We start from the raw sequence: 20,391 nt of genomic DNA on the forward strand, positions 1-20,391 counted from the left end.
GGTGACCTGGTGACCTGGTGACCTGGTGACCTGGTGACCTGGTGACCTGGTGACCTGGTGACCTGGTGACCTGGTGAGCGGCGACAAACTGCGTTTGCTCGGCAGCGCGGTGACTCCCGCGGCGGCCAGCCCGTCACGCACGGATCCCTCGGTCGTGGCGGCCTTGTTGCGCACGAACCGGAGCCAGGACTTCGGCTCCTCGGGTACGTCACGCCACACCTCGGCGAGGAAGCGATCGCTCGGAGGCTTGCCGCCGCGTAGTGCAACCTTCCCGCCCTCGACGGCGAGCAGCCTGCCCAGGGCCAGTTCAGCCAGCGCCCCGGCGCGCAGCAACTGGCCACGCCCCTGAAGATTGACGGCCTCGAACTTCCCTTTGTCCAGGGTGTAGCAGAGCAGGTACAGGCGCTGGTGTCACAGTCCGGCCGCCCGCATCCGTAGCGCCTCGCGGCCCTGGCGCCCCGCAACGATCAGCCCGCCCCCAGCCTCGTCCCACGCTCCACGAGATACTCAACACCCCATCCGCATCCGGGACTTCGAGAGGACGCCCCGACTCTCCGAAGTCAGTACTCCGTCGACGGGGAGGCCCCTGGTCTCGGCGGAGCGGCACCTCACCAGTCCCGAGGCCTTCTCGGTCGGCCCCGTACCCCATGACACGGTCCTTACGAACGGGCCGGGCAGGTCATGCGGGCGAGCACCGAAGCCCGGCGCTCGCCGTACCACGCGATCACCGCCGCCAGCGGCTCCACAGCCCGTGCTGCTCGTCGTGGCGGTAGCGGCGGTCGAAACGGTCCCGCAGAGCGCGGTTGCGGCGGTACTCGAAGTACTCCGCGTCGTCCCGGCGCCCGAACCGCCGCCCGCTGGCGCGGTAGTAGCGGCTGACGCCATAGATCAGGAGGCCCGCCGCCAGCCACACAATGGGCTTGAAGAAGCCGATGACGACGAGGACCACGAAGGCGACGACGAGCAGGACGGGCATCACAATCATCTCCGAACGGGAGTGTCAGCGGCGGCGTTTGGCCAGGCGGTCGGCGGTGGGCCAGCGGACCTCGCTCGCCCACCCGAGCCGTTCGGCGATCCGGATGAAGGCTGCCGTCGGATCGATCTGGCCACGGTCGACACCGTGCCGGGCGCACGTGGGGTCGGCGTGGTGCAGGTTGTGCCAGCTCTCACCGAACGAGAGCAGCGCGAGCGGCCACAGGTTGGTCGCCCGGTCGTGCCGACGGGTACGGAACGGCCGCTCGCCGATCATGTGGCACAGCGAGTTCACGCTCCATGTGACGTGCTGGAGCAGGGCGATGCGTACCAGACCGGCCCACAGCAGAGCGGTGGTCGCTGCGTGCAGGGTGCCGCCGACGGCGTATCCGACCGCGAACGGCAGCACCAGGCTCAGTACGCACAGCGCCGGGAAGGCGCGGGAGAGCTGCCGCATCCGGCGGTCGGCCAGCAGGTCAGGGGCGTACTGCTGCGCGGACGTCGGCTCGTCGACGAACAGCCAGCCGACGTGCGCGTGCGCCAGGCCGCGCAGCTGACCGCGCCAGCTGGTCCCGTACCGGAACGGCGAATGAGGGTCGCCCGGGCGGTCGGTGAAGGCGTGGTGCCGACGGTGCGTGGCCACCCAGCTGATCACGTCCCCCTGAAAACTCATCGAGCCGGCCACGGTCAGGACGAACCGCAGCGCGGGAGTTGCGGTAAAGCTGCGGTGAGTGAGCAGCCGGTGGAAGCCTGCTGTAACCCCCAGCCCGGTCAGCACGTAGAAGACCACCGCGATGACGATGTCCGCAGGGCCCATGACGCTTCCCCACAGCAGCCAGCCGCTGAGCACCAGCGCCAGAATCGGGAACGCCACGACGAACGAGGTCGCCACCAGATACATGCGCCGGACGGGCGTGCGCGAGCGGAGCCGCGCGGACGGAAAGGGCTCTTTGCCGGAGTAGTCCGCGGCATGGGGCGGCGCTAATGCCGATTCCGTACGCAGGGTCACGGTGACTCCTCAGACTGCTCGCTTGCGGTACGCGCAAGGCACGGCTGCCGAGGTCTGGGGCCGCAGTGATGCACAGCACAGCGGACGCTATGACCGCCGATGCGGCGAGTGCCCCGCTCAAGAGCCCACAAACCTGCCCGGATCGCAGGCCGTCGGCCCCTCTCCCCGCTCCGCCCGCTGACTCAGATCGCAATCCTGGCGGCCCGATCCGATGCACTCCGCTGTCGCCGCTACCTGACCCGGAGAAACTCTCGGCCTCCCCGCAGCCGCGTACGTACGCGCTCCTGCGTGGCACTGCTGTCGAGGCGGACGTCGAGTGCCCCGGGCCCGAGGACGTCGGCTCGGAGCCCCGCAGGCAGCCGGGCCGCATCGAGCCCGTCGCGCCGGGCAATGAGAACACCGAGTTCATGACGGCTGAGGGCGTCCGCTCCGCCGAGGTGGACCATCCCGGCCTGATCGGACATGGCGATCTCCCACAAGGCCGACGCCAGGTCCTCGACGTGCACCGGGCAGCGGATGTCGTCGGTGAACAGGACACCGTCGTGTGCACCTTCGGCCAGGGCATGCACCATGCGCTCGTGTACGGATCGCCCGTGCCCCTGCGGCGATTCGGGGCCTGCGGTACGACGCGGAAGTCGATGCCTCCGTCCGTAGCGAGGCTCGCGCTATCAGCTGGGTCTTGCAGGCGGATGAGGGTGAGGCGTATCGGCCCCCAGCCGCGGCCGCTGACCTCATTGGCATCCAACGCGGCGCCGTCACCCGATAGGCCCGCATCGACGGCGACAGCTGGGCCGACTACCTGGCGGCTCGCGCTGCGTGAGTGCCCAGCCGTTCAATGGGTACGGGGGCGTGATGCCGTGGAGATCGGGCACGAGCAGTCAGACAAAGTCGGCGGGCCGTATGGGGAACGCGTTCGCCCGGAAACAGGGTGCGGCTATGCGCGCGCCTCGTCTGGTTCTCCGTTGGGCTCCGCAGCCGCAGCTTCCTGCCGAGATCGGGTTCGCGTGCCCCAGCGTTCAATCGATGGGCCGACGGCGCCGGCAGCGGCGAAGAACGCGCCGAGGAGCAGCCAGCCGGCCGTGCCCAGTCCGAGCACGACGGTGGTGAGGATGGCGGGGGCGAGCGCTTGGCCTGCGCTGAAGCCAAGGCCGAGAAGCCCTTGGTACTGGCCTTGGGCATGGTCTGGTGCCAGGCCGAATCCCAGGGCGAAGCCGGCCGAGGACTCCCATATCTCCCCGAGGCTGTGGACGAAGATCGCTGCGACCACGAGGCCGGCGGCCGCCCACATAGGAGTGTGTGCGGTCAGGGCCATCATCGGGCAGCTGAGGAGGAAGAGCAGTCCTGCCGTGCGGAACGCTTTGCCGCCATCGCGAGGGGTTTCGATGCGGGAACCGATTCTGGTCTGCAAGAGGACGCAAACTCCAGAATTGATCGCGGATACCGCGGCCACGGTCCAGCGCGGTGCGTCTGTGTGCTCCGAGATCCAGATCGGCAGAAGCAGGGACACCACCGGATACTGCAGCCCCATCGCTCCGTAGAGGGCTGTGAAGGTCACGAACGGACGGTCGGTGAGAGCGATCCAGCGGTGCTGCTGTGGCGGTTGCGCCAATGCCCTGTAGTGGGGGAGCAGAAACAGGAGGAGGGCGCAGAGCGCAAAGCTGGCCGCATTGCCCAAAATCAGCACGATGTAGGCAGTACGAGTATTCGCTGTCACCGCGAATCCGGCACCCACGGTTCCCAGGACGACGCCCAAATTGACGTAAGTGCGGAGCTTTGCCCTAAACAGCGCTGGGCGGTCAGTACCGACCCGGACCACGAGGGCACCCCAGGCTGCGCCGCCAGCGGCGGCGGCAAGCTGGTCAATGGTAGCGATGATCGTAAGGCCGGCCCAGCTCTCGACCAGCACGAGAGCGGACATCGCCACTGCTTGAACCGCCAAAGCGAGCATCATGATCGTGCGCGGCCCACGTCGATCGGCCAGGTGACCTCCCGGTATCCCCGCGAGGAGGCCGATCAAGCCGGCGACAGTGAGGGCGACGCCCACCTGCACAGCCGGTAGATCCACGACCAACGTGAAGTAGAGCGCCGCCGCCGTGTTGAAGAGCCCATTGCCCACTCGGTTCACGAAGCTGGCCAGGATCAATACACGTTCTGACCTGTTGCCCCCCGCTATCTGAGCTATTCGGCTTCGGCCGGGCGATCTTCCCTTGATCATGGGCGCAGGCTAGCAGCGGTCGTACACACCGTCAGTGGTGCGGAGTTGCCGACCGTCCACGACACGACCGCCGTACCCTGAGTATCCCGGGCGCCGAATACCGCAACTCTTCAACTTCGGTGCTTCATCAGTGGCCTGGGGCTTCGAAGAGTCGGTATGTGGCAGTCAATGCGGTTCCTCCTCGTCTGCGCCGGGAGAGATCGTCCTCATTGGCTGAGTGAGGGGCAAAAGTGAGGGGAAAAGCTGTCAGCTGTGACGAGTTCGTGTGGGGTAGGGCCGTCTGGAGTCGGTGTGACCGCGAGGCGTTCGGCGAGAACGGCGACCGCTTCGCGGTCTCTTTCGAGGGCGCCGCGTTCGTCGTCGGTGAGGTCGAGTTGCTCGATCATCTGGTCGATACCGTCCTTGACGGTGGGAGTTGGCCCCGCGCAGACTGTTCTGGCACGTAGCAAGCATGCGAAGCCTCTGGTGGTGATCCCCGGCGAACACCGCGCCAGCGCTTTCCTGCGCTGCGGTCCCTGTCGGTGGATAGGCTCCCGGTATGGACGTCCGTGTGGAGATCATTCGGGAAGCCAGTGACGAACTGGTCGACGCCTTCGGCCGGTTGTTGCCGCAGCTGTCTTCGACGGCCAAACCCCTCGATTACGAGGCGATCGACCGGATGGTGTCGTGTGACGCCAACACTGTGCTCGTCGGCCGGACGTCCGAGGGGATCGTCGGAACCCTGACGTTGGCGCTGTTGCCTCTACCGTCCGGATTGAGGGCCCGGGTTGAAGACGTGGTTGTCGACACTGCGGCGAGAGGGCAGGGAGTCGCGGCACTCCTCACCCAGGAGGCCTTGCGGATCGCCCGGGAGGCGGGTGCCCGGACGGTGGATCTCACTTCCCGGGCGGATCGTGCCGCAGCGAACCGGCTGTATGAGCGTCTCGGCTTCCAGGCTCGGGAGTCGAAGGTCTATCGCTTCCCGATCGACTAGCTGCGTTCCTCGAAGGACGTACACGTAGCGGCGCCATCGTGCGCGAGCGGGAGGGGCTGGGCGCCCCCAGATCCAGGGACGGGCGCAGGTGTTGAACTGGGCGGTAGCCAGTTCGGTGGCATAGGCGATGTCAGGGGGAGGAGGAACGGCCGGCCGGGGAGGCCTTGCGGAACAGGCGCCACCAGTCGTCCTGCAGGTTGAGTCAGCAGGTGCCGACCGGGATGAAGGCGTGGCGGATGTGTGGCTGTTCGGCCGGCCAGGCCCGAGTGGACACGTTGCGGTGCGCGGAAAGGTGGTCTCGGTGACGATCCAGATCGCCTCGGTAGGACGGAGCTTCTCCACTCGCTCCCGAAACTGCTGGTACCAGACACCGCTGCGGGACGACGCGGTCATCGTGACCTCGTGCCCGTCACAGACCCGCAGCCCGCCGAAGCCCCAGGTCTTCTCCGGCCCGCGTCCGTAGTCGAGTTCGACTTGGCCCGGTGTTCGTCGGGCGACCAGGCCGGTGCGGACGGAAGGCGCGCGGAGTCACCGGGCCGAGCTCGTCGGCGCAGATGACCGTGGCACCGGGGGCGGTTTGGTGTACGGCCCGATGATCCGTGTCCTTCGCCCACAGCTCACAACTCGTCGACGGGTTCCCAGCGCAGTCGGCCCGGCGGTAACGTCCGCACCAGCGCGATGATCAGGGAACGTTCCCGCCCGGTGTCCCGGCGCGTACGCCCCTGCCCGCCCAAGTCCTCAAGTCCCGTAATGCCGCGGCGGTCGAAGCGGTACAGCCAACGCCGCACAGTTTTGGCACTGCACCCCAGCGAGTTCGCGATCACCGGCACCCACTGTCCGGACCAGCTCAGCTGAACCATCCGGGCCGCACCGCCAGGTCACATGAGGCCTTCCGGGCCCGCACCAGCCGGTTCGCGATCTTCTGCTCTTCCTCATCGCGGCAAGGCCGCGCCCGCAGCACCATCGCTCAGCACCCGCCCCGAGCATCCGTACCCGCCCCGCTACCAGCGCACTTACCCGCTCGAACGGGTACGCAGCGCTAGCTCCTTGTGCGGCGGGTCGCTACAGCGATTCAGCGCCTGTGGGCCGCCCAGCATGATCCAACGGGTAGGCCCTAGACTTCGGGGCCAATGTTTCGCAAAGCCAGGTACGGCGCGGGGGAGCCCCGTACACAACGATTGGGTAGCCAGTGCTTTTGAAAACGTTCGGCTGGTCGTTCGCGGTCACCGCGCTCGGCCTGGTCGCGGCGGTGTTCTACGGGGGGTGGACCGGCTTCGGGGTCGTGGCGATCCTGTCCATCCTCGAGATCTCGGTGTCCTTTGACAACGCCGTGGTCAACGCCGGGATCCTGAAGAAGATGAATGCCTTCTGGCAGAAGATCTTCCTCACCATCGGCATCCTCGTCGCCGTGTTCGGCATGCGGCTGGTCTTCCCTGTCGTCATCGTGGCCATCAGTGCAAATATCGGGCCCATCGAGGCCGTCGACCTGGCGATGACCGACAAGAACCAGTACCAGCAGCTGGTCACCGACGCTCATCCGGCGATCGCCGCCTTCGGTGGCATGTTCCTGCTGATGATCTTCCTGGACTTCATCTTCGAGGACCGTGACATCAAGTGGCTCGGCTGGCTGGAGCGTCCGCTCGCCAAGCTCGGCAAGGTCGACATGCTGTCGGTCTGCCTCGCGCTGATCGTCCTGCTGGTCACCTCGATGACCTTCGCCGTCAACGCCCACCAGCACGGCGGCACTCACGTCAACAAGGCCGAGACCGTACTGATCTCCGGCGTCGCCGGTCTGATCACCTATCTGATCGTCGGCGGCCTCTCCAGCTTCTTCGAGAACAAGCTCGAGGAGGACGAGGAGCGCGAGCACGAGGCCGAGGAAGAGGCCAGGCGCACCGGCAAGAAGAACACCGGCATGGCGATGGCCGGCAAGGCCGCGTTCTTCATGTTCCTCTACCTGGAGGTCCTGGACGCCTCGTTCTCCTTCGACGGCGTGATCGGCGCCTTCGCCGTCACCAACGACATCGTTCTGATGGCACTCGGCCTCGGCATCGGCGCGATGTACGTCCGGTCGCTGACGGTCTACCTGGTCCGTCAGGGAACCCTGGACGACTACGTCTACCTGGAGCACGGCGCGCACTACGCGATCGGCGCCCTCGCCGTGATCCTCCTCGTCACCATCCAGTACGAGATCCACGAGGTCATCACGGGCTCGGTCGGCGTCTTGCTGATCGCCTGGTCCTTCTTCTCCTCGGTCCGGCGCAACCGCAGGCTGGCGGCGGCCGAAGGAAAAGACACGGGGGCCGACGAGAAGGTTGAGGTCTCCTCCGGCGTCTGAGCCGGATCGCCAGCGCGGGCCGCAGGGCCGCCGCCGTGCGGACGGTGTCCTCCGCGAAACCTCACCGGTGGCCGACCGCCGCCCTGGACGAGCCGTCCAGGAAGGCGAAGAGATACATTTCGCGGGCGTCGGTCCGCGGCCCGTGCGGAGCATCACCGACCCAGAGTTCGTTGGGGCGGTCGGCCTCGAACCGGCCGACCGTCTCCGTCTGCCGGGGCGCCTTGAGCGCAGTCAGCCCGGTGGCTGCGGTGGAACAACCGCTGTAGCGTGCGCTCGTCCGGGCCCAGCCCAGCTGGGCCCGGAAAACCCTTCTGACCTGCGCGGCCGTGCGCTCGGGGTGCTCCTCCTTCAGCGCCATCGCCAGCTCGACCACCTCCGGCGGCTCGCGCGGCTGGGACTGGCACGGGGAGGGAACCAGGGCGTCGAGCCCGCCCCGGCGCCACACCGTGAGCGGATTGGGAAACAGCATCACCGTGGTGGGCCTGCCGCTGATCGCGGTTGTGGCGCTGGACGCCGACTCCACCGCCGTCGGTGTGATCGCCGCAGCGGTGTGGCTGCCCTGGCTGCTGGTGGGTCTGCCGGTGGGCGCGTGGGTGGACCGGATGCGTAAGCGGCCACTGATGATCGCGTGTGATCTGGTGTCCGTCGCGGCGCTGATGAGCGTCCCGCTGGCGGCGTGGCTCGACGCGCTCAGTCTGCAGCACCTGGTCGTTGTCGCGCTGATATGTGGCACCGCGGCGGTGTGCTTCAACACCGCTTACCACTCGTACATCCGGATCGTGCTCGACGGCCGCAACCTCCTGGAGGGCAATGCCCAACTGCAGGGCAGCGAGGCCGCCACCAGCGTCGCCGGGCGGGGAGTGGCGGGGCTGCTCGCCCAGGCGTTCGGTGCGGTCGCCGGGCTCGTGGCCGATGCGGTGACATTCCTGATCTCCGCGGTCTGCCTGCAGCGGATCGGAGTGGTCGAGCCGGACCGCGCTCCCGGTGAGGAAAACGCTCCCCTCCGACGGCAGGTCATCGAAGGGCTCCGCTTCGTGGGCCGGGACCGATATCTGCGAGCGATGGTCACGTGGGGTGCCGTGATCAACATGGCGCTGACGGGATACCAGGCGGTCCAGGTGGTGTTCCTGGTACGCACCGTCGGGTTGGACCCGGGCATGGTCGGGCTACTGCTGGCCGGCGGCAGCCTCGGTGGCATCGCGGGCGCGCTGCTGGCCACCAGGGTCAGCCGGCGGTTCGGCACCGCACGCGGGCTGCTGCTCCTGCAGGTCGCCACCGCGCCGTTCGCGCTGCTTCTGCCGATGACGACAGCGGGCCCGGGGTTGCTGCTGTTCGTGACCGGCGCTTTCGTCGTCGGGACGGGCATCAGTGTGGCCAACGTCGTGGTCGGCAGCTTTCGGCAGACCTACTGCCCGCCGCGGATGCTCGGCCGGGTCGTGGCGACGGCCATGATGATCAATCACAGCACCATCCCGGTCGGGTCCCTGCTCGGCGGCGTGCTCGGCGATGCGGTCGGGTACCGGCCGGCCATGTGGATCATGACAGGGCTTGTCGCGCCCTGCTGGCTCATCCTCGCCCTGAGCCCGATGTGCCGCGAACGCGACCTGCCACAGACTTACGTGCCGGTACGCGCGCATGCCGAGAGCTGAAGCAGGCTGAGACGTTCCACTCGACTGGATACCCATCGCCCGGTACTACGGCGAGTTGGCCTGCTGGGTGGGTGTGAGGCGACACCGCGCGGGTGGCGCTGGAGAATCGGCGCCGTTTTCTGTGCCATGTCGTAGAACATTATGGTGCGCCGGTCGGGGGGAGAGAGGCGGGCCGCGGCATGGCCATCTGCCGCTGCCCATAGCGGTGTTGGTATGCGGAGGGGAAGCGCCCGCTGAGGTCGTGCGCGTGCAGGCGTGCAGCGTCTTCTTGACATCGGTCCAACGTGCAGTAGAAGTGGGGCAGTTCCTTATGCGCTACTCCAACCTGTTCAGGCAGCCGTGCCCATCGCACTGCCGGTACGAGAACAGCGTCACCGTTTGGTCACGTCCATCCCGTGCCCACGTTCACAGCCCGCATGATGCTCCCCGACGACTACACCTCAAGGGAGACCATGCGCACCCGTAACGCAGCTGCCTTAGCCATGCTCGTCATGGCGCCGCTCACCGCATGCAGCACCACGTCGGCCGACTCCGGCGGACGGTCCGGAACCGCTACTACGAAGAGCGCGCCGACCGCAGAGCCAAGCGCACTTGAGGCCCGGACCGGGTCCCCGTTGCTGCCGCTCGGAGCCGAATGGAAGTGGACGTCCAAAGACGACACGATGTCCGGCAGAATCTCGGTCATCGGCTATCAACAACCCATCAGCAGCGCTGGCTCGGCTGCGCAGGAGGCCGGGGCGAAAGGCTTCGTGTGGGGTGCCCTGGAAGTCGAATTCTGTACGGACAGGGGAGAGCTCTCCGTCACCAATGCCGACTGGACTCTTGCCTACGACGACGGCCCCGGCGCTCGATCGTCGTCGACGACGTACGAGGACTTTCCCAAGCCTGAATTTCCCGGTGAAACGGCGGTGCAGGCAGGGACGTGCACGCGGGGAAAGATTGTCTACCCCGTCCCCGGGAAGAAGCGCCCGCAACGAGTCGTGTACGAGCCGAGCACCGGTTTCGACATCCGGCCGACTGCCGAGTGGGTCATTCCGAAACGCTGAGGGTATCGGCCGTCAGGGCGTGAACAGAAGCAGGTGAGCGGCGTCGCGAGTGCCGGGCGGCTCGTGCGGAGCGCGTAGGGGTCAGGACGGGGCCGTGCCCTCGTCGCGCGGCTGGGCAGGGGAGGCGAGCGACGCCAGGTAGTCGTCGAGGAGGTCCACCTGGCGGTCGGGTGGGAAGGCCGTGGGGTCGAAGAGGGCCTGTACCACCAGTCCGAGGACGAAGGACTGGGCACCGGCTGCGATGCGTGCCGGGTCGCCGGCGGGGAGTTCGCCGAGTTGCTGAGCGGCGGCGACCAGGTCGCGTAGCTTGTCGCGGCTTTGGGCGTACCGGCGGGCGTGGTCGCCGCTCAGGGCGGGGTCGGCGAGTGCGACGTCCCAGGAGGAGACCCAGATGCGGTTGGCGTCGGTGGCCCGGGCGGTCAGCGGCAGTATGTCGAGCATGGCGGCTCGCACGGCGGCCAGGCCCGTCCCGGCGGGGCGCCGGGGGCGGGCGGCGCTGTGCTGTTCGAGCAGGTCGAGGGCGTGGGCGACCAGGTCGCGTTTGGCGGGGAAGTAGTGGGTGAGCAGGCCGGTGGTGGCGCCGAGTTCGGCGGCGACGGCGCGCAGGGTCAGCCCGCCGAAGCCGTGCGCGGCCAACACTCGCCAGACCGCCTCGGAGACGTCGCGACGGCGGGCTTCGTGGTCCCCCTTGGTACGTGGCATGCTGCTACGGTACATAGCCGTAACGTTTGTTATGTGAATGGGGTCACCATGTTCTCCCTCCCGCTGCGGGACAGCGCCAGCCTCGAGCCGTTGGAGCTATGGCACGCAGAGGAGTTCGCTGCCCACCTGGACCGGGCCCGCGAGCACATCCGGCCGTGGGTGGGGCCGGCCTTCGTCACCGATGATCTCGACGGAGTGCGGGCCACCCTGCGCCGGTACGCGGAGCGGCAGGCCGAGGACGGCGCTCGCCTCTACGGGATCCGGCTCGGCGGCGTGCTGGTCGGCGGCGTGATGTTCACGGACTTCAGCGCCGCCTCGGGCTCCTGCGAGATCGGCTGCTGGCTGGAACCCGCCGCCGAGGGCCACGGCCTGGTCACCCCGGCGTGCCGCGCCCTGCTGGACTGGGCGTTGACCTCCCGGGGGCTGCATCGCGCCGAGTGGCACTGCCGGGCCGACAACGAGCGCAGCTCGGCGGTCGCCCAGCGGCTCGGTATGACGCTCGAGGGCGTACGGCGCCAGGCCTGGCCTTACGAAGGCGCCCGCTACGACAAGCAGATCTGGGCGATCCTCGCCTCCGAATGGCGAGCTGAGCACACCACCTCGTCGCACGTGGGCGGGTTCGGACGGGCCCAGTCTGAGCGCGTCGGGTAAGCAGAGGGGTAAGCATGGGCCGAGCAGCGCCCCGCTGCAAGGCACCGGATCTCAGGCCGCGCGGCCTCGGAGCCGTACGGCGTAGCTGCGCGCCGGCACCTCACAGGCCATCCTGATGCGCTGGCCACGAGGGACCGTCCCGGGCGGCCTGCTGTACCGCGGCCTTCACGCCCAGGCGGCCTGAGGCTCGGGTCTCGCCATCGCGCACGGCCTCATCACCACCGACAACGGCACCTTGTCCGCCATCACCGCACTCGACGGCAGCGCGGCCGTTGGATTTCACCTCCCACTCCCCAAGCCTCCAAGGGGCCAAGTGCCCCGAAAGGCCCGCCGGGCATCGGCGGGCGGGATGAGTCGGGGCCTGGTCCGTGACAGATCCGGAAGCGCCGATCGGGGCGGACCGAGCAGACCTGGAAAGCGCGGACCGAGCAGACCTGGAAAGCAGTGACCCGCTCCGCCCCTTGCTGTTTTAGGGCGTACCTCTGGCGACGGCTGCGGACGCAGAGGGAGGAAAGAGGGAGGAAAACAGCGTCGCGTGGGCTGTCGGCCCCCGGCCACAATGATGTCCATGGTGGCAGCACGGGATGATGAGGTGCTGGAAGTGGCAGGGGCCGAAGGCCCGTTGGCTTGGTGTCTGGTGGCCAACATTGCCCGGGAGACCAGCCATGGCGACGGCGGCCTGGACATTCGGGCCGGGCCGCGGCACTTCAGTCCCGGCGCACTTGTCCGGCTGACTCCGCCGATCTGGGGCGACGGCGGCGACCGGATGCGGGTCACGGGACGGCGGCGGAACAATAAGCGATGGTACGTATCGATCGTGGTCCCCTCCCGGCACCTGGAGAACTACCGAGTCAAGGGCATCTACGCCCCTTCTCTTTCAGCGCTGTGACGGGGACGAACCGCCGGCGGGCGCACATTCCACCTCGCCCATTTCAACGCTCGGCGCGCCCTGTACAGTCCGCTCCCTCCGCCCGTGGAACCGGTGTTGGGGCTGGAGTAGGGCGTGGTTTGTTGATCGACTCCGGAGCCCGGACAAGGGGGCTACACCGTGGCGTTGTGGCTCTCTGCTTTCGCGCAGGCGACGGGGGTGCAGTGCGCAGCGCGGTTTTCGATGAGCATGAGGACGGCATCGCCCCACGCCGGACCGTCCAGGCGTGTTCGCAGCGCATCAGCGAGCAGATCCAAAAGCGCACTTGGCGTCTGGTCGTTGAGTGCGAGCACCTCGTCGACCAGGGCGGATAGTTCGCTCTGCGTGTTGATTTCGCCTGTCAGAGCGTCGTTGAAGACGAGCAGGCGCTTGCCGGGGGACAGGGGCAACCGCGTCACATAGATGGGTACGTCGCTGCCGGCGGCTGCGATGCGTCCGATGGCGGGCACGGCTGCAAAGATCGACACCGGGGCCACCGAGCCGTCGGCCAGTACGTAGGGCGGCCGGCGGCCGCAGCATACGAGGTCGACTTCTTCGCCGTCGCTGCTGATGGTGATCAGTAGTGCCTTGGCTGAGCCTGCGCTGTGCTTGCTGAAATTCGAGTCCAGCTTCCTGGCCAGTTCTGCCAGGCTGGCCTCTTCGCCCGCCAGCAGGCGCCAGGCAGTCAGCAGTTCCGCAGCTGCTGCCTTCGGCAGAGACGGAGTGTCCTCAAGGCCGACCATGAGAAGACGAGTACCGAACGGACCGACGCGCACATCGTGGAAATCGACGCCGGACTGGCCGGTGGCGGTGGGGGAGAGGCGACGGAACTCGCCCTGCACATCGTTGATCCGCCAAACGCCGTGCTCGGCAGGGTGTTCCCTCGGGTGAGGGACCTGGCTTTCCGTTGTGCTCCGTGTTCTCCGCGTTTCCTGAACGGAGCACAGATGCCTCACGACCCACGTCAGGGCGACGATATCGGCGAGGGTGAACAGCACGATGAACGGCCGGCTGCGCCACTCGGTGAGGCTGACGAGGATGCCTGCGAGGAATGCGAGGCCACCGGGCAACAATCGCCATCGACATGCGCCTGCCTTGGGGAACAACAGGCCGAATGCCGGTACGAGAGCGAGGCCGACCATGATGCCGCGGTGCGAGCCCCGGTAGGCCATGTCCGATGCGCCGAGCGTGAGGACGGCGATGGTGCACGCTGCTGCTGCGGCGTAGTTCTTGAGGATGGCCTTCGAGCTCAGGAGGAGAGGTGACACCTGCCTCGCACCACCTTCCGGTCCGCCACGTACAGCGCACAGCGTATCCAGAACGACGCTCTGAGTAGGGCAGGTTGGAGAGAACCCGCGGCGGGAAGGCGCGCGGTTCGGACGGCTCGCTCTGGCTCTGCGCCGTGCTCACGAGCTGTGGAGCTCTTGACGGGCCCGCAGAAGGGCGGGCGGACTGGTCGGCGAACTGGCGGGGTAGGTGGGCGCATCGTCGTGGTGCGTCGTGCGCAGGACGGCCCTGCCACCCCCCTTGCAGTCCTTGGGCGTGTTGCCGATCAGTGCATCCGGCCTTGCGGAAGTTGGCCGCATCATGCTCTGCACGGGTTCCTACTTGACGCCTGAGACGGTTTTCGCCGTCGCCCGGGTGCTGCTGCAGCCGCGGCTCGGCGACCGGCTTACGGGGGTGATGTGAATCCTCGTCACCGGACCTCCCGCATACCTTTACGACGGCGTACCCGAGCAAGGCCGAGGTGCCTCTGCCGGCGTCGGGACGCTGTGCCCGTGCACGCATGCGCAGCGATGAATTTGCGCCATCGGCGCCGTTACGGGCAGCCATCGGCGCGGTATCCCCAGGGGCGTGGCGTCCGCAGGGCAATGCGGTTCGGGAATGCCACACAAGCGTGGCAGGTTCAATAAACCGGGCATGCCGGAAACGTCTGGACGGTGGACCGGCGTGGCTGTCCATGCCGTACCTGTCCATGCCGTACCTGTGATCGGGTGCCCCTGCCTGCCTGCCTTCCTCGGGCTGCGGGGACCGCTGCGGGCACACGCCAACGCATGCGAAATGCAGGGAGCTGGCCCGAGGGGCCGGGCGTGGCAAGCGGCCTGCGCCGAGTGGATTTCGACACTCGTTCAGCGCGTGGCCAGTGCTGCCCTCGGGGCAGTCGCACGGAGAGTCTTGAACTCGTCGGTCGGGAGCGGGCGTTACTGGCTGTGCTGACACGGCGGGCTGCGGCGGGGCGTCAGTGCGTTGAGCGTCGGCGGGATGGTCGACGGGATCCGGACGGGGCTTCCCTGACGTGACCTGGTCGAGTCGTACGGCGCATGGAAGGCGATTTGCGTCCGTTCGCGCCGCCGCGCTCTGGACGGCTGTCCACTGACAGGTGCAAACCAGCGTATGGCCGGATGTGGCCTGTCCCCGATCGCGGTCCCTGAGCCACCGTGGATCACGGCCGATCCGAATTGGCCATCACGGCTTGCGCGAAGGGCGGAACCCCTGTGGGTCTCCGTCTGCAGTGCCGGGATGGGCCTTTGCACCTCTACGTTCCTGTCCGGGATTCGTCTCGGCATGGACGCGAGCGGGTCTCGTGGTAGGGGTGCACTCACCTGTAGGTGCGCCTCTGCGAGGACGTCTCGCATTTCACCATCAGTGCTGCCGGCACGACCGCTTCCGATGGTGATCACGCTCGACCGGCAACTCCGGTAAGGAATTCCTCCAGTGCATCGCGCGTCGATCCGGAAATCCCGGCGACCGTGATGCGAAAACCTGCGAGTACGGGGAGTGAAGTAAGAGATGACGACCGTCACGGCAACTACGCTGCACGATCAAGTCACCTCGCTCATGGACGAGTTGGAGCGACACCCCGTTTACGACAACGGCTACTTCAAGTTCCTCGAAGGATCGCCGTGGAGCAGTCAGGCCTACGACTTCCACCGGGCGAACTTCTTCCACCGTACCGAAGGTACGGTCAAAGGCATCGCCCACGTGTGCGCACAGGCGGCGGCCAACGACGATCGTGACACGCTCGTCCTGTTCTCCTACATCCTCAACGAGGAGACCGGGAACGGCGAGGCCGGCAAGTGCCACGAAGTGCTGATGGAGAATGCCCACAACCTGCACGGCGAAGTCGAGTTCGGCCTGCCGCCGTTGCTCGTGAAAGACGCGCGGAACAGCGACCTGGTCATCGCCGAGACGCATGCGTACCGCGAGCGCACTCTGGAGCTGCTGGGCGCCAGCTACCACCGCATGCTGGGTGTCGCCATGGCCCTGGAGTCCCACGCCGACAGGATGCTGCAGGTCTGCCGCACGGCGTTCCGCAACAGCAACACCTCGCTGCCCGAGTCCGAGTTCGTCGACAACGTCGAGATCTACTTCGACGTCCACGTCGGCCAGGAGGGAGTCGAGGAGCGTCACGCCGCCGATGCGAAAAAGTGCGTCCTGAACAACTGCCGTACCGATGCGGATGTCGCCGAGATCGCCTATGGAGCGAAAGAGACCCTCAAAATCCAACTGGAGATGTGGAATGCGATGGACAAGACCGTCCGCGAGTTGAATGCGTAACGGGGGAGAGGCAGCTCGTACGACCGTGCTGACACATCGTGGAATCTCCCATGCCGTCCTGAGCATCCCGAGCTCGGCGACTCACGGAACCGCAGCGAAGATCGCCGAACTCAACCAAGGACTCGCCGAGGACGAACAGATCATCGACCTCAGTATCGGCGCGCTGGATACACCGACCGATCCCCGGATCGACCGAGGCGTAGTCGACTTCATTCAGACGCAATCCGGCACGATTCATGCGTTCGCACCCGTTAAAGGGTTCCCGTTCCTGCTGGAGTCCGTCGCGGCACGCGTGGCTCGCCTGCACGGAATCAAGTACGACCCGGACAGCGAGATCATGATCACGCCGGGCGGCGTGAAAGGCTCGATTTCGGCGGCCTTCCACGCACTGCTGAATCCCGGCGACGAGGTCGTGATTCCCGTACCCAACTGGCCGCACTACTCGGACATGGTGCGGCTGCACGAAGCCGTCCCGAAGACCGTCCTGGTCACAGCGGACGACGGCCTTACGGTGCCGGATCTCGAACATGTCCTTTCGGGGCAAACCAAGATCGTCGTCCTCGGTGACTGCATCAACCCCACGGGCAAGGTCTACTCGACGGAGGAACTGTCGGCACTGGCCGAAGTCGTCGCCCGGCACAATGCGCGGCGCGAGTCCCGCGGTGAGAGTCCGGTCTACGTCCTGTTCGACTCCCCCTACGAGGCCCATGTCCTGGGGACCCGCGCCAAGACGTTCGCCGCCATCGATGTTCCGCTCACCGACGGCAGCCACTGCTCCCTACGGCCATGGACCATCTCCGTGACCGGACCGGGCAAGACGTATGGCATGCACGGCGATCGGATCGGCTACCTCTGCGGTCCACCGGACATCGTGGAGGCGGCAGCCCGCGCGCAGGTCAACCTCACCTCGTTCGCGTCCACCTACGGCCAGATCGCCACGCACATCGCCCTGCAGCCGGAGATGGACGAGGTGGCGACATCAAGGGCGAGAACCGCGCGCACCAACCTGGAGGCCATGCTGCAAGAGCTCGACGCAGTCCCTGCATTGCAGATCAGACCTCCCCAGGGCGGCTACTTCCTGTTCGTCGACCTGTCGAGCTACGCCAACGCCTACCAGCGCCTCGGTTACGGAACCGCCGATGCGTTTCTGCTGGCCGAAGCTCGGGTCGCCACGATCGGCGGCAGCCACTTCGCGGAGGGCGAGCCCCGGAAGCACTTCGTGCGGATCAACTGCGGCCGGACGGCATCGCTGCTGAGCGAAGCCGGCAGACGCATCAGACACGCCCTCGTCCGATTGGAGTCCTGAAACGAGGCGAGCAGCATGAGAAACCCCAGCACCGCGCTCATCGACCGGATGGGCAAGAGCCAACCGCGGCACCTTGACGGGCCATCGGATCCGTCGGCGCCACGGTCGCGTAGCGCCACGTCCCGGCGACGATGCGACGCGACGCACTAGGGGCCGCCCGAGGCCTCGGCACCGACCGGCACGGGATCACCGTGCCGGTCGGTGCCGCGTCGGTTCCCGGCGGCCGTCGGCGCTCCCGCACCACCTTTCCGCCTCCGGCACACCTCGCCCAGGCCCCCAGCTCGCCCAGGCACCCCCAGATCGGTTGGCAACGCGACTTTGATGCAGGCACACACCCCGGAGGCGACGGGCATGGAGCAGGAGATCACGGACCGCTACAAGCGCACCTTCCGGCGCCGTCACGAGAAACGCGCCGCAGGTCCGGTGGCCTCGCGTACACGCCGACCCCTGCCGCCCCTGACCTACGTCCCTCTCGGCGAACATCCGCTGCGGCGCTTCCCCCAACTGCTCATCGGCCTCGCCCTGTACGGCTTCAGCCTCTCCGCCATGGTCCGCACCTCGCTGGGCGTCAATCCGTGGAGTGTGCTGTACGAGGGGCTGGAGCGCCGTACCCCCCTGAGCTTCGGCATGATCAGCGGCCTGCTCGGCGTTCTCGTACTCCTGCTCTGGATCCCCCTCAAACAGAAACCCACGCTGGGCACCATCGCGAACATCCTCGTCGTCGCGTCCTCCTCCGACCTCGGCCTCTGGCTCATCCCCGACCACCTCGGCCTCACGGCCAGGATCGGCCTGCTCGTCGGATGTGTCGTGCTCAACGGACTGTCCGTCGCCGTCTACGTCGGCGCGCGCTTCGGACCCGGCCCCCGGGACGGGCTGATGACCGGCGTGTCCGCTGTGACCGGGCGTTCCATCCGGCTCGTCCGCACCCTGATCGAGATCACGGTGCTCGCGGTGGGCTGGCTGCTGGGCGGCAGCGTGGGCGTCGGCACGGTGCTGTACGCGCTGCTGGTCGGCCCGGTCACCCAGTTCTTCCTGCCCTGGTTCGCCTACAGGAGGCCCGGCGAGCAGGTCGCGGCAGCACCGGTGCCGTCCCGAGGAGGCAAACCCGGCGGCATCCGGCGGTGGCGTGCCGTGGTGGGCCGCAGAGGTCCCGGCTCGCGGCGGTGAGACATCTTACGAGCGCGATACGGGTGGTACGTGCCCCCGCTGCGCACACAGCTGGGACATCGGTTTCCCCGCGCACCAGCCAGGACAGGCAAGGTGGCACCCGGGCGGCAGGACCGCCCCGCAGGAACCAGGAAGGGAGCGCACACCGTGCGTATCGCAGTGCTCGGAGCGGGCGGCGTCGGCGGGTACTTCGGCAGTCGTCTCGCGGCTGCGGGCGCGGAGGTCACCTTCGTCGCCCGCGGCCGGCACCTCACCGCCATACGGCGTGACGGGCTGCTGGTCCGCAGCCCGCTGGGTGACGTCCGTACCCCGCCCGCATGCGCGGTCGCCGGCCTCGACGAACTCGGCCCGACAGACCTGCTCCTCCTCGCGGTCAAGCTCTGGGACACCGAAGAGGCCGCCGCCCAGCTCGCCTCGCTGACCGACCGGGGGACAGCCGTACTGTCCCTGCAGAACGGCGTACACAAGGACACCGTGCTACGACGCCACCTGCCCGAGCGGTCCGTGCTCGGCGGCGCCTGCTTCATCTCCGCCCGCATCGAGGAACCCGGCGTCATCACCCACACCGGCACCCTCCAGAAGATGGTCTTCGGCACCTACCACGCCGGCCAGCGGTCCCTCGCGCAGGAACTGCTCACCGCCTGCCGCGCCGCCGGCATCGAGGCCGAGATCAGCGACGACATCGCCCAGGTGATCTGGCAGAAGTTCGTCTTCCTCGTCGGGCTGTCCGCCACCACCACGGCCGTACGCCAGCCCATCGGCGTCATTCGGGCCAACCCACGCTCCCGCGTACTGCTCCGTGACGTCATGGCCGAGACCGTGGCCGTGGCCCGGGCGTCCGGCGTCGCGCTGGAGGACACGTTCCCCGACGACCGGCTCGCCTTCATCGACACCCTGCCCCCGGACATGACGTCCTCCATGCACCACGACCTCGAACTCGGCAACCGCCTGGAACTGCCCTGGCTCAGCGGCGGCGTCGCCGACCTCGCGACCGAACTGGGCATCCCCGCACCCCGCAACCAGACCATCGCCGACCTCCTCGCCCCTTACGCGCTCGGAGCGCCCTCGTAAAGGGTTGGACGGCCCGGGTGGCCGTAGGACGAGGGAATGCACAGGGATATCTGATCGAATGGGGCATCCGAGCCCAACACCGGTTTAGGGCAAGTCGGTTGCGGAAAGCCTGGAATGCTCCGAGCTGGTACTAGCCGATCTCGGTGCTTGACTGTGATCAATGGGAATTCGCGCAGCGCACAGTGCGAGGCTCCCCTCCAGCCAGTGCGATACGAGCCGAAGGAAGAGCCTCTCTCCGCGGTGCAAGTGACCGAGGTAAACGCGATGTTGAAGTCGGCCACGACGGTATGCGTACACGACGGTATGCGTATCACCGCAGTGGGTGGCCGCACCATCCGCTCTTTTGCCGTGGAAAAGACCAACGTCGCCACCTGGCTCGGCCGTTACACCCGTGCCGATCGCGTAGCCGACGAGATCCGGGCAGCAGCAGGAATCCCGCAGAGTATCGGACCCCGCTCGCGCCGTGGGAAGCGACGGCGGCTTGGGTGAAGCCCAGGGCGCCATGGTGGCAACCGCTCCGCACTCAACGGCGGTGCGCTGCGGTGAGATTCGGGAGCGGTTGGCCTTCGCTGATATCCCCGCATGCCTGGGCAAGTTGCCCGATCGACTGAGTGACGTGCGTCTCAGTCCCTTGAATCTCCCGTGTGGTGGAGGTCTTAGCGTACGCAGCGTCGGCCCCGACGGTATCTGGCAGGGGACGGATGCCCGGCTCCGGTGAACGGCGGGGGAGCCCACCGGGGCCGGGCCGCAATTGCGCCTCTCCGCCCGGCCCGTCCGGGTGCTGCGGCGCGGGAGGTACGGTGCTGCGCCTCGTTGTTCCGGTCAGC

Annotated in this window: 20 protein-coding genes; 10 read left to right on the forward strand and 10 right to left on the reverse strand. The window is 67.5% G+C overall.

Translation table 11 applies throughout. The features are described from left to right. The 6 genes from AC4IJH_RS40305 to AC4IJH_RS40330 all read right to left on the reverse strand — a co-directional run. Nucleotides 1–402, reverse strand: a 402-nt coding sequence (locus AC4IJH_RS40305) for a GPP34 family phosphoprotein (RefSeq protein WP_490857003.1), incomplete at its 3' end; no start/stop codon positions are given. Nucleotides 403–724: 322 nt separating this feature from the next. After that, nucleotides 725–985 carry a hypothetical protein gene (locus AC4IJH_RS40310; RefSeq protein ID WP_490856986.1) on the reverse strand — a complete coding sequence of 87 codons (261 nt, stop codon included), beginning with the start codon at nt 983–985 and terminating at the stop codon, nt 725–727. 15 nt (nt 986–1,000) lie between these two features. Continuing rightward, nucleotides 1,001–1,873, reverse strand: a complete 873-nt coding sequence (locus tag AC4IJH_RS40315) for an acyl-CoA desaturase (RefSeq protein ID WP_490857004.1) — start codon at nt 1,871–1,873, stop codon at nt 1,001–1,003. A gap of 338 nt (nt 1,874–2,211) precedes the next feature. After that, a complete protein-coding gene (locus AC4IJH_RS40320; protein ID WP_490856987.1) occupies nt 2,212–2,553 on the reverse strand; it encodes an SDR family oxidoreductase in 342 nt (113 codons plus the stop codon). 362 nt (nt 2,554–2,915) lie between these two features. Then, nucleotides 2,916–4,196 carry an MFS transporter gene (locus AC4IJH_RS40325; RefSeq protein WP_490856988.1) on the reverse strand — a complete coding sequence of 427 codons (1,281 nt, stop codon included), beginning with the start codon at nt 4,194–4,196 and terminating at the stop codon, nt 2,916–2,918. 206 nt (nt 4,197–4,402) lie between these two features. Then, complete coding sequence (locus tag AC4IJH_RS40330; protein WP_490856989.1) at nt 4,403–4,582, reverse strand: hypothetical protein; 180 nt, start codon at nt 4,580–4,582, stop codon at nt 4,403–4,405. Between the two features lie 152 nt (nt 4,583–4,734). Between AC4IJH_RS40330 and AC4IJH_RS40335 the strand changes: the two genes are divergently transcribed. Continuing rightward, nucleotides 4,735–5,169: a GNAT family N-acetyltransferase gene (locus AC4IJH_RS40335; protein ID WP_490856990.1), complete on the forward strand. Its 435-nt coding sequence runs from the start codon at nt 4,735–4,737 to the stop codon at nt 5,167–5,169. Between the two features lie 617 nt (nt 5,170–5,786). Here AC4IJH_RS40335 and AC4IJH_RS40340 read toward each other — a convergent pair. Then, the gene (locus tag AC4IJH_RS40340; protein WP_490856991.1) at nt 5,787–6,029 is read right to left on the reverse strand and encodes a helix-turn-helix domain-containing protein; all 243 of its coding nucleotides are present in this window, start codon (nt 6,027–6,029) and stop codon (nt 5,787–5,789) included. A gap of 329 nt (nt 6,030–6,358) precedes the next feature. Between AC4IJH_RS40340 and AC4IJH_RS40345 the strand changes: the two genes are divergently transcribed. Continuing rightward, nucleotides 6,359–7,507 carry a DUF475 domain-containing protein gene (locus AC4IJH_RS40345; protein ID WP_490856992.1) on the forward strand — a complete coding sequence of 383 codons (1,149 nt, stop codon included), beginning with the start codon at nt 6,359–6,361 and terminating at the stop codon, nt 7,505–7,507. 61 nt (nt 7,508–7,568) lie between these two features. Here the strand turns inward: AC4IJH_RS40345 and AC4IJH_RS40350 are convergent, their stop codons facing one another. Further along, the gene (locus tag AC4IJH_RS40350) at nt 7,569–7,976 is read right to left on the reverse strand and encodes a transposase family protein (RefSeq protein WP_490856993.1); all 408 of its coding nucleotides are present in this window, start codon (nt 7,974–7,976) and stop codon (nt 7,569–7,571) included. Here AC4IJH_RS40350 and AC4IJH_RS40355 point away from each other — a divergent pair. Both AC4IJH_RS40355 and AC4IJH_RS40360 read left to right on the forward strand, forming a co-directional pair. After that, on the forward strand, nt 7,954–9,156 hold the full coding sequence (locus AC4IJH_RS40355) for an MFS transporter (protein WP_490856994.1): 1,203 nt from the start codon (nt 7,954–7,956) through the stop codon (nt 9,154–9,156). The two genes, AC4IJH_RS40350 and AC4IJH_RS40355, sit on opposite strands and share 23 nt — an antisense overlap. A gap of 416 nt (nt 9,157–9,572) precedes the next feature. Further along, nucleotides 9,573–10,202, forward strand: coding sequence for a hypothetical protein (locus tag AC4IJH_RS40360; RefSeq protein WP_490856995.1), 630 nt, complete (start codon nt 9,573–9,575; stop codon nt 10,200–10,202). A gap of 81 nt (nt 10,203–10,283) precedes the next feature. Here the strand turns inward: AC4IJH_RS40360 and AC4IJH_RS40365 are convergent, their stop codons facing one another. Continuing rightward, the gene (locus AC4IJH_RS40365) at nt 10,284–10,904 is read right to left on the reverse strand and encodes a TetR/AcrR family transcriptional regulator (protein ID WP_490856996.1); all 621 of its coding nucleotides are present in this window, start codon (nt 10,902–10,904) and stop codon (nt 10,284–10,286) included. A 48-nt stretch (nt 10,905–10,952) separates the two neighbouring features. Here AC4IJH_RS40365 and AC4IJH_RS40370 point away from each other — a divergent pair, with 48 nt between their 5' ends. Together AC4IJH_RS40370 and AC4IJH_RS40375 are read left to right on the forward strand one after the other, a co-directional pair. After that, complete coding sequence (locus AC4IJH_RS40370) at nt 10,953–11,555, forward strand: GNAT family N-acetyltransferase (RefSeq protein ID WP_490857005.1); 603 nt, start codon at nt 10,953–10,955, stop codon at nt 11,553–11,555. Nucleotides 11,556–12,123: 568 nt separating this feature from the next. Next, entirely contained in the window at nt 12,124–12,444 is a 321-nt protein-coding gene (locus AC4IJH_RS40375; protein ID WP_490856997.1) for a hypothetical protein, read from the forward strand. 152 nt (nt 12,445–12,596) lie between these two features. Here the strand turns inward: AC4IJH_RS40375 and AC4IJH_RS40380 are convergent, their stop codons facing one another. Beyond that, a complete protein-coding gene (locus tag AC4IJH_RS40380) occupies nt 12,597–13,730 on the reverse strand; it encodes a SpoIIE family protein phosphatase (RefSeq protein ID WP_490856998.1) in 1,134 nt (377 codons plus the stop codon). Nucleotides 13,731–15,252: 1,522 nt separating this feature from the next. Between AC4IJH_RS40380 and AC4IJH_RS40385 the strand changes: the two genes are divergently transcribed. The 4 genes from AC4IJH_RS40385 to AC4IJH_RS40400 all read left to right on the forward strand — a co-directional run bounded on the left by AC4IJH_RS40385 (nt 15,253) and on the right by AC4IJH_RS40400 (nt 19,564). Further along, the gene (locus AC4IJH_RS40385) at nt 15,253–16,020 is read left to right on the forward strand and encodes an iron-containing redox enzyme family protein (RefSeq protein WP_490856999.1); all 768 of its coding nucleotides are present in this window, start codon (nt 15,253–15,255) and stop codon (nt 16,018–16,020) included. 25 nt (nt 16,021–16,045) lie between these two features. Further along, nucleotides 16,046–17,326, forward strand: coding sequence for a pyridoxal phosphate-dependent aminotransferase (locus AC4IJH_RS40390; protein WP_490857000.1), 1,281 nt, complete (start codon nt 16,046–16,048; stop codon nt 17,324–17,326). 321 nt (nt 17,327–17,647) lie between these two features. Continuing rightward, entirely contained in the window at nt 17,648–18,493 is an 846-nt protein-coding gene (gene yczE / locus AC4IJH_RS40395) for a membrane protein YczE (protein WP_490857001.1), read from the forward strand. A 147-nt stretch (nt 18,494–18,640) separates the two neighbouring features. Continuing rightward, entirely contained in the window at nt 18,641–19,564 is a 924-nt protein-coding gene (locus AC4IJH_RS40400; RefSeq protein WP_490857002.1) for a ketopantoate reductase family protein, read from the forward strand. Nucleotides 19,565–20,391 lie beyond the last annotated feature (827 nt).

This window comes from Streptomyces sp. UF-297 (genome assembly GCF_058245575.1).